The organism is Klebsiella sp. TF21-TM (assembly GCF_019753495.1).
GTDB lineage: Bacteria > Pseudomonadota > Gammaproteobacteria > Enterobacterales > Enterobacteriaceae > Klebsiella > Klebsiella quasipneumoniae.
Map to the genome: position 1 here is coordinate 1 of NZ_JAIJYL010000062.1, position 7,523 is coordinate 7,523.

The 7,523-nt window shown below is 53.7% G+C and carries 8 protein-coding genes and 1 pseudogene; 6 read left to right on the plus strand and 3 right to left on the minus strand.

Going from position 1 to position 7,523, the window contains the following annotated elements:
* The coding region (locus K5R89_RS27660) for a hypothetical protein (RefSeq protein ID WP_223367353.1) at nucleotides 1–96 on the minus strand (96 nt) is incomplete at its 3' end.
* Between the two features lie 146 nt (nucleotides 97–242).
* Between K5R89_RS27660 and K5R89_RS26355 the strand changes: the two genes are divergently transcribed.
* The 6 genes from K5R89_RS26355 (at nucleotide 243) to arsC (ending at nucleotide 5,881) form a co-directional block, all read left to right on the plus strand.
* Nucleotides 243–1,217 (plus strand): diguanylate cyclase, encoded by a 975-nt coding sequence (locus tag K5R89_RS26355; RefSeq protein ID WP_117362321.1) that lies wholly within the window; start codon nucleotides 243–245, stop codon nucleotides 1,215–1,217.
* Between the two features lie 355 nt (nucleotides 1,218–1,572).
* Nucleotides 1,573–1,923 carry an As(III)-sensing metalloregulatory transcriptional repressor ArsR gene (gene arsR / locus K5R89_RS26360; protein ID WP_004206664.1) on the plus strand — a complete coding sequence of 117 codons (351 nt, stop codon included), beginning with the start codon at nucleotides 1,573–1,575 and terminating at the stop codon, nucleotides 1,921–1,923.
* A gap of 51 nt (nucleotides 1,924–1,974) precedes the next feature.
* On the plus strand, nucleotides 1,975–2,337 hold the full coding sequence (gene arsD, locus K5R89_RS26365) for an arsenite efflux transporter metallochaperone ArsD (protein WP_004206665.1): 363 nt from the start codon (nucleotides 1,975–1,977) through the stop codon (nucleotides 2,335–2,337).
* 17 nt (nucleotides 2,338–2,354) lie between these two features.
* Nucleotides 2,355–4,106 carry an arsenite efflux transporter ATPase subunit ArsA gene (gene arsA, locus K5R89_RS26370; RefSeq protein ID WP_048281181.1) on the plus strand — a complete coding sequence of 584 codons (1,752 nt, stop codon included), beginning with the start codon at nucleotides 2,355–2,357 and terminating at the stop codon, nucleotides 4,104–4,106.
* A gap of 47 nt (nucleotides 4,107–4,153) precedes the next feature.
* On the plus strand, nucleotides 4,154–5,443 hold the full coding sequence (arsB, locus tag K5R89_RS26375; protein WP_004206668.1) for an arsenite efflux transporter membrane subunit ArsB: 1,290 nt from the start codon (nucleotides 4,154–4,156) through the stop codon (nucleotides 5,441–5,443).
* A gap of 12 nt (nucleotides 5,444–5,455) precedes the next feature.
* Nucleotides 5,456–5,881, plus strand: a complete 426-nt coding sequence (gene arsC, locus K5R89_RS26380) for a glutaredoxin-dependent arsenate reductase (protein WP_007779002.1) — start codon at nucleotides 5,456–5,458, stop codon at nucleotides 5,879–5,881.
* A gap of 32 nt (nucleotides 5,882–5,913) precedes the next feature.
* On the opposite strand, the gene K5R89_RS26385 is transcribed toward arsC, so the two are convergent.
* Nucleotides 5,914–6,342 (minus strand): GNAT family N-acetyltransferase, encoded by a 429-nt coding sequence (locus K5R89_RS26385; protein WP_004206671.1) that lies wholly within the window; start codon nucleotides 6,340–6,342, stop codon nucleotides 5,914–5,916.
* A 121-nt stretch (nucleotides 6,343–6,463) separates the two neighbouring features.
* Nucleotides 6,464–7,447 (minus strand): annotated as a pseudogene (locus tag K5R89_RS26390) (ArsA-related P-loop ATPase); the annotation flags it as partial.
* Between the last annotated feature and the right edge of the window lie 76 nt (nucleotides 7,448–7,523).

Genomic DNA, 7,523 nt, shown 5'->3' on the forward strand with positions numbered 1-7,523 from the left:
AGCTTTGTTGTAGGTGGACCAGTTGGTGATTCTGAACTTTTGCTTTGCCACGGAATGGTCTGTGTTGTCGGGAGGATGCGTGATCTGATCCTTCAACTCAGCAAAAGTTCGATTTATTCAACAAAGCCTTCCTGTACCTGAAGTTCAGCCGCTGGCAGATAAGTCGTGAACTATAATTACACTCAGTCAGATCCAAACACCTTTTCATCTGCATATATACTTTGTACATACCAGGAGATTACATGCAGGCACCCGGTATACCGGAGAATGAAGAACAGAGGCTGAAGTCCCTGTATATTACCGGCCTTCTTGATACCCGTGACGATGAGCGTTTTGAACGCCTGACGCGGCTGGCCCGCAAAGCCTTTCAGGTCCCGGTGGCCCTGATAAGCCTGCTGGATCGCGAGCGCCAGTGGCTCCTCGCCTGCCAGGGCGTCGGCGTGCGCGAAACTCCACGTGATATTTCGTTCTGCGGGCACGCCATTCTGCAGGAAGGGCCTTTTATCATTCACGATGCGGCTGCCGATGCGCGATTTCACGATAATCCCCTGGTTACCGGTGAGCCACGCATCCGGTTCTACGCCGGCCAGCCGGTGAGCCTGCCGGACGGCACGGTGGCCGGCACGCTGTGCCTGATCCACACCGTTCCCCGCGCCTTCACGGATGAGGACATTGCGTCCCTCCGGGACCTGGCCTGTATCGTGGAGGACGAATTCGAGGCCATCAGCATGGCCATGACGGACAGCCTGACGGGCATTCCCAACCGGCGCGGGTTTTACCGCGCCGGCGAAAAACTCTTCCGAGCAATGAACCGGCAGGATGCGTCGTTCAGCCTCATCTATTTCGATCTGGACAGGTTCAAACCGGTTAACGATCTCTGGGGACACGCGGAAGGTGACGAGGTGCTGAAGATCTTTGCCGGCTTTTTACATCAGCACCTTGAACCGGGTGAAATAGCAGGCCGCCTCGGCGGGGATGAGTTTGCCGCCCTGATCCGGCGAAACGGTAACACTCAGTCTTATCTGCACGCGCTGAGTGCCAGTCTCGATCATTACAATGACACCTCGGGCAAGCCCTACAACATCAATTATTCCTTTGGCGAACTGATCAATAACGCAGACCATTATACGACACTGGCGGAGATGATCGGTAAATGTGACGAAGTGATGTACCTGAAGAAAAAAAGAAAGACCCTGTCGCGGAAAACAGAACCGTGACGTTCTCCTTCCCGGCTGATCCCCTGACCCGGGGTTCAGCCGGACGGCATGAACAATATATTTAACCGCAGGACGCATAAAGTCATTTATATTTGCTCATGGTGCAATAGTCCACTCATCGCAACAATTACCCGTTTTTTGTGTCCATGCTGCAATAATTCCTCTTCTCCACTTCTGAGATCCGAAAAAAGGTAAAGTCGGATCTCTGTAACACACATGTATTTTCCCCGGAAAGTAACGGACGTATACCAGCGTGACAGCGTTATCTGACACTTTCACACATTCGATTTTCCGAATGTATGGTTGTTTTTTTTGTCTCCGGGCGTATGCTTTACGCAACCGAACAGGAGGAATAATGACCCTTACAGCCCTTAAGCTTTTCAAAAACCTGTCCGATGAAACCCGTCTGGGTATTGTCCTGCTGCTCAGGGAGATGGGAGAACTGTGCGTCTGCGATTTCTGCACGGCGTTGGATGAGTCCCAGCCCAAGATTTCCCGTCATCTGGCAATGCTCCGGGAAAGCGGTCTATTGCTGGATCGCAAGCAGGGGAAATGGGTTCATTATCGCTTATCCCCGCATATTCCTTCCTGGGCTGCTCAGGTGATTGAGCAGGCCTGGTTAAGCCAACAGGACGACGTACAGGCCATCGCCCGTAAGCTGGCATCGGCAAACTGCTCTGGTAGCGGTAAGGCTGTTTGCATCTAAAAAAAATTTGCCTGAACATATGTGTTTTTTCGAATGTATGAGGTATTCAGAATGAAGACGTTAACGGTGTTTGACCCGGCAATGTGCTGCAGTACCGGTGTATGTGGTTCAGATGTCGATCAGGTTCTGGTTGATTTTTCTGCTGATGTGCAGTGGCTGAAAGAACGTGGTGTACAGGTTGAACGTTACAACCTGGCGCAGCAGCCCATGAGCTTTGTTCACAATGAGAAAGCGAAATCCTTCCTCGACGCATCCGGCGCAGAAGGGCTTCCGCTGCTGTTGCTGGACGGCGAAACGGTGATGGCTGGGCGATACCCAAAACGCGCTGAGCTGGCTCGCTGGTTCGGTATTCCGCTGGAGAAGGTAGGGTTAGCTCCCACCAGTTGCTGTGGTGGTAATACTTCCTGTTGCTGAATATGTCAGGAGGACATATGAAATTCTTACAGAATATCCCGCCTTACCTGTTTTTTACTGGCAAGGGAGGTGTAGGAAAAACTTCCATTTCCTGCGCGACGGCTATCCGCCTTGCCGAACAGGGTAAGCGGGTTTTGCTGGTCAGTACCGACCCGGCCTCCAATGTTGGTCAGGTATTCGATCAGGCTATCGGTAACACGATTCGCCCTTTGACAGCAGTTCCTGCACTTTCCGCACTGGAGATTGACCCGCAGGAAGCCGCCCGGCAATATCGGGCCAGAATCGTTGATCCTATCAAAGGTCTTTTGCCTGATGACGTTGTTAACAGTATCAGCGAGCAGCTTTCAGGAGCCTGTACGACTGAGATTGCTGCGTTCGATGAATTCACGGGCTTACTAACAGACGCTTCCCTGCTGACCCGCTTTGATCACATCATTTTTGATACAGCGCCGACGGGCCACACGATTCGTCTGCTCCAGCTTCCCGGTGCCTGGAGTAGCTTCATTGAAAGTAATCCAGATGGTGCTTCCTGTCTTGGCCCAATGGCCGGGCTGGAAAAGCAGCGTGAGCAGTATGCTCATGCGGTAGAGGCTTTGTCCGATCCTGAACGTACCCGCCTGGTTCTGGTTGCACGACTGCAAAATTCTACACTGCAGGAAGTCGTCCGCACTCATGAGGAACTGGCTGAGATTGGCCTGAAAAATCAATATCTGGTGATTAATGGTGTGCTGCCTGAAGCCGAAGCTGAACATGACGCCCTGGCCGCGGCGATATGGCAACGTGAGCAGGAGGCACTGGCAAATCTTCCTGCCGGTTTATCTGAGCTACCGACAGATACCCTGTTACTCCAGCCAGTCAATATGGTTGGTGTTTCAGCATTGAAGGGACTGCTGGATACCCGTTCTGAGGCATTACCGCTCCCGGTAACGAATATCCTGTACACGCCTGAAAACTTATCTCTCTCTGGCCTGGTCGATGATATCGCTCGCAGTGAACACGGCCTGATTATGCTGATGGGCAAAGGTGGTGTAGGGAAAACCACGATGGCTGCTGCCATCGCCGTCAGGCTGGCAGACATGGGATTTGACGTGCATCTCACGACCTCTGATCCTGCTGCGCACCTGAGTACAACGCTGAACGGCAGCCTCAAAAACCTGCAGGTCAGCCGCATCAACCCTCACGATGAAACCGAACGCTATCGCCAGCATGTTCTTGAGACGAAGGGAAGAGATCTGGACGAAGCAGGGAAACGGTTACTGGAAGAGGATTTACGCTCTCCCTGTACAGAAGAAATTGCCGTGTTTCAGGCCTTCTCCCGTGTAATTCGTGAAGCGGGTAAGCGCTTTGTTGTCATGGATACCGCCCCTACCGGACACACGCTGCTGTTGCTGGATGCGACCGGGGCTTACCACCGAGAGATTGCCAAAAAAATGGGGAGTAAAGGTCATTTTACTACCCCCATGATGCAGCTTCAGGATCCGGATAGAACCAAAGTTCTGCTGGTTACGCTTCCTGAAACCACACCGGTCCTGGAAGCGGCAAACCTGCAGGCTGACCTTAAAAGAGCGGGGATTCATCCGTGGGGCTGGATTATCAATAACAGCCTTTCCATTGCGGATACGCGTTCTCCGTTGCTTTGTCAGCGTGCTCATCAGGAATTGCCTCAGATTGAGGCTGTTAAGGATCAGCATGCTGACCGTATAGCGCTTGTTCCGGTGCTGGCGTCAGAGCCCGCCGGTATTGAAAAGCTCAGAGAGTTGATGAGCTAATTTTTTGACATATACAGGGCGACAAAGTCGCCCTGTCAGGAGGTTTTATGTTACTGGCAGGCGCTATTTTTGTCCTGACCATTGTTTTGGTTATCTGGCAACCAAAGGGATTAGGGATCGGCTGGAGTGCAATGCTGGGCGCGGGACTGGCTCTGATATCTGGCGTTGTGCATGTGGGCGATATTCCGGTGGTGTGGAATATCGTCTGGAACGCGACGGCGACCTTTATTGCCGTAATTATTATCAGCCTGCTGCTTGATGAGTCCGGCTTTTTCGAATGGGCGGCATTGCATGTTTCGCGCTGGGGTAACGGTCGTGGCCGTTTGCTCTTTACGTATATCGTTCTGCTTGGTGCAGCGGTGGCGGCACTGTTTGCCAACGATGGTGCGGCACTTATTCTGACGCCGATAGTCATCGCCATGCTGCTGGCATTAGGGTTCAGCAAAGGCACGACACTGGCATTCGTCATGGCTGCAGGGTTTATTGCCGATACATCCAGCCTGCCGCTTATCGTGTCCAACCTGGTTAACATCGTTTCTGCAGACTTCTTTGGACTGGACTTCACCGAGTATGCGTCGGTAATGGTGCCGGTGGATATTGCAGCCATTGTTGCCACGCTGGTTATGCTGCATCTGTTCTTCCGCAAGGATATCCCACCGACTTACGACCTGTCTCTTCTGAAAGCACCGGCAAAAGCGATTAAAGATCTGGCAACCTTCAGAACCGGCTGGATAGTTTTAATACTTCTGCTGGTTGGGTTCTTTGTCCTTGAGCCGCTCGGTATTCCCGTTAGCGCGATTGCGGCTGTTGGCGCTGTGATCCTGTTTGCAGTAGCTAAACGAGGCCATGCCATTAACACTGGCAAAGTGCTGCGCGGCGCGCCATGGCAGATCGTCATCTTCTCATTGGGGATGTACCTGGTGGTCTACGGTCTGCGCAACGCCGGGCTAACCGAATACCTTTCAGGTGTGCTGAATGTACTGGCGGATAAAGGACTCTGGGCTGCGACGCTGGGTACTGGCTTCCTGACGGCCTTCCTGTCTTCCATCATGAACAACATGCCTACCGTGCTGGTTGGCGCTCTTTCTATCGATGGAAGCACCGCAACAGGCGTTATCAAAGAAGCGATGATCTACGCCAACGTGATTGGCTGCGATCTGGGACCTAAAATTACACCTATTGGTAGCCTGGCCACGCTGCTCTGGCTGCATGTCCTTACACAGAAGAATATGACCATCACCTGGGGATACTATTTCCGCACCGGGATCGTTATGACTCTGCCTGTGCTGTTTGTAACGCTGGCAGCGCTGGCGCTACGTCTCTCTTTCACTTTGTAATGAGATACTGATATGAGCAACATCACCATTTATCACAATCCGGCCTGCGGCACGTCGCGTAATACGCTGGAGATGATCCGCAACAGTGGTAATGAACCGACCGTTATTCATTACCTTGAAAATCCACCGTCACGCGATGAGCTGGTCAAACTCATTGCAGATATGGGCATTTCAGTCCGGGCTTTGCTGCGCAAAAACGTCGAGCCTTATGAAGAGCTGGGGCTTGCGGAAGATAAGTTTACTGACGATCAGTTAATCGATTTTATGCTTCAGCATCCGATCCTGATTAACCGTCCGATTGTGGTGACACCGTTGGGAACGCGTCTGTGCCGCCCTTCCGAAGTGGTACTGGATATTCTTCCGGATGCGCAAAAAGGCGCATTTGCTAAGGAAGACGGCGAGAAAGTAGTAGATGAGGCAGGGAAACGGCTGAAATAACCGAAAGGGGGCGATGCCCCCTTTCTCCTGCCTCAGCGTCCGGGTACCGGACTGTCCGGCAGCGTACAGCTCCCTTTTCCCAGCTGACACTGCAGCAACACCGTGTCCAGCCAGCGGCCATGCTTGAAACCGATGTCCTTCAGCGTGCCGATTTCAGTAAATCCGGAGCGAAGATGCAGCGCTACAGACGCGACGTTCGCACAGTCCCCCACAACCGCTATCATCTGGCGGTATCCCTGAGACCGGGCCCATGTTAAGGCATGATCGAGTAAGGCTTTTCCGCCCCCCTGCAGGGCGATATACCAGGGAAATCCACGTGACTGAACGTTTTTCACCCGGGCAAGCATTTCCTGCGTGTTCGGGGGGGCCGTCTCGAAGCTGCCTGTGCCGTGCAGGACATGATGGGCGTAAATACGGCGTATGGCGGGAATGTGCTGCTCTTCAGCATTGATAATGTGCATTGTATGACTCCTGTGACGTTGACTGACACACTACCGGAATTCGCGACGGCAGATTAAGCGCTTCATCTTATGACCTGTATAAGGAAATGTTTTAAGTGGAGGTGGGGCGTCGCCCCACCTGTCAGCCCGCCATTTCAGCCAGCAGGTCCACGCCTACCGGGTCGTCCTTCAGCAGTGGCGTCAGGGCAATGCGCTGTGCATAATGCCCGGCAACGTCGTCGATCAGCGGCAGTTCGCGACGGGCACGGGTGACCAGGAACGGGGAGGACGGCTTCGCGGCCGCGAGGCTGTTATTGATGACCCACGCCCAGGGGTCAATCCCGGCCCGGCGTAAGTCCTGCTGCAGCCCGGCCGCTTCCAGTACCGGCGTGGTTTCGGCAAGCGTCACGATAATGACTCTGGTCTTCTCCGGATCCTGCAGCTGCATCATTGGCGTTATCACGTGATCGTGAGCATGCCCCATCTGGCGCACCATTTCCCGGTGATAGGCCCCGGTTGCATCCAGCAACAGCAGCGTATGCCCGGTGGGCGCAGTGTCCATAATGACAAAATGGTCGTTGGCCTCTTTGATGATCCGGGAGAATGCCTGAAACACGGCAATCTCTTCGGTGCAGGGGGAACGGAGATCTTCCTCCAGTACCGCCAGTCCCTCCGCATCCAGCCCTTTTCCCTGATTTTCCAGCACAAAGCGACGATAGCGCTCAGTCTCTGCCTTTGGATCGATACGGCTAACCTGAAGGCCTGGCAGCGAGCCATCCAGGGTGTAAGACAGGTTGGCTGCCGGATCGGAGGTGGTCAGGTGGACTTTATGACCGCGTCTGGCCAGCGAGACCGCGACCGCAGCCGCCACCGTGGTTTTTCCCACGCCCCCTTTTCCCATTGTCATGACCAGCCCTTTTCCCGCCCGGCTGAGGTCCTCCACCAGGGAGGCAAGCTCCGGTAAATCGACCGTCGTGAGCGTGGCTCCCGGATCCGGCAGAACAGGTGTGCTCTCTGTAAACAGCGCCCTCAGGGCGTCCAGACCAACCAGATTAAAAGGCTTCAGATACAGCATCGACCGGGGAAGATGCGCGAGGTTTTCAGGCATGGCCCGTAAGGCCCGTTCTGAAGTGGTCAACAAAAACTGGCCACCGCGTTAGAGTTTTTCCAGTATCGGTTTTCTGATTCGTTTGGCGGTAACC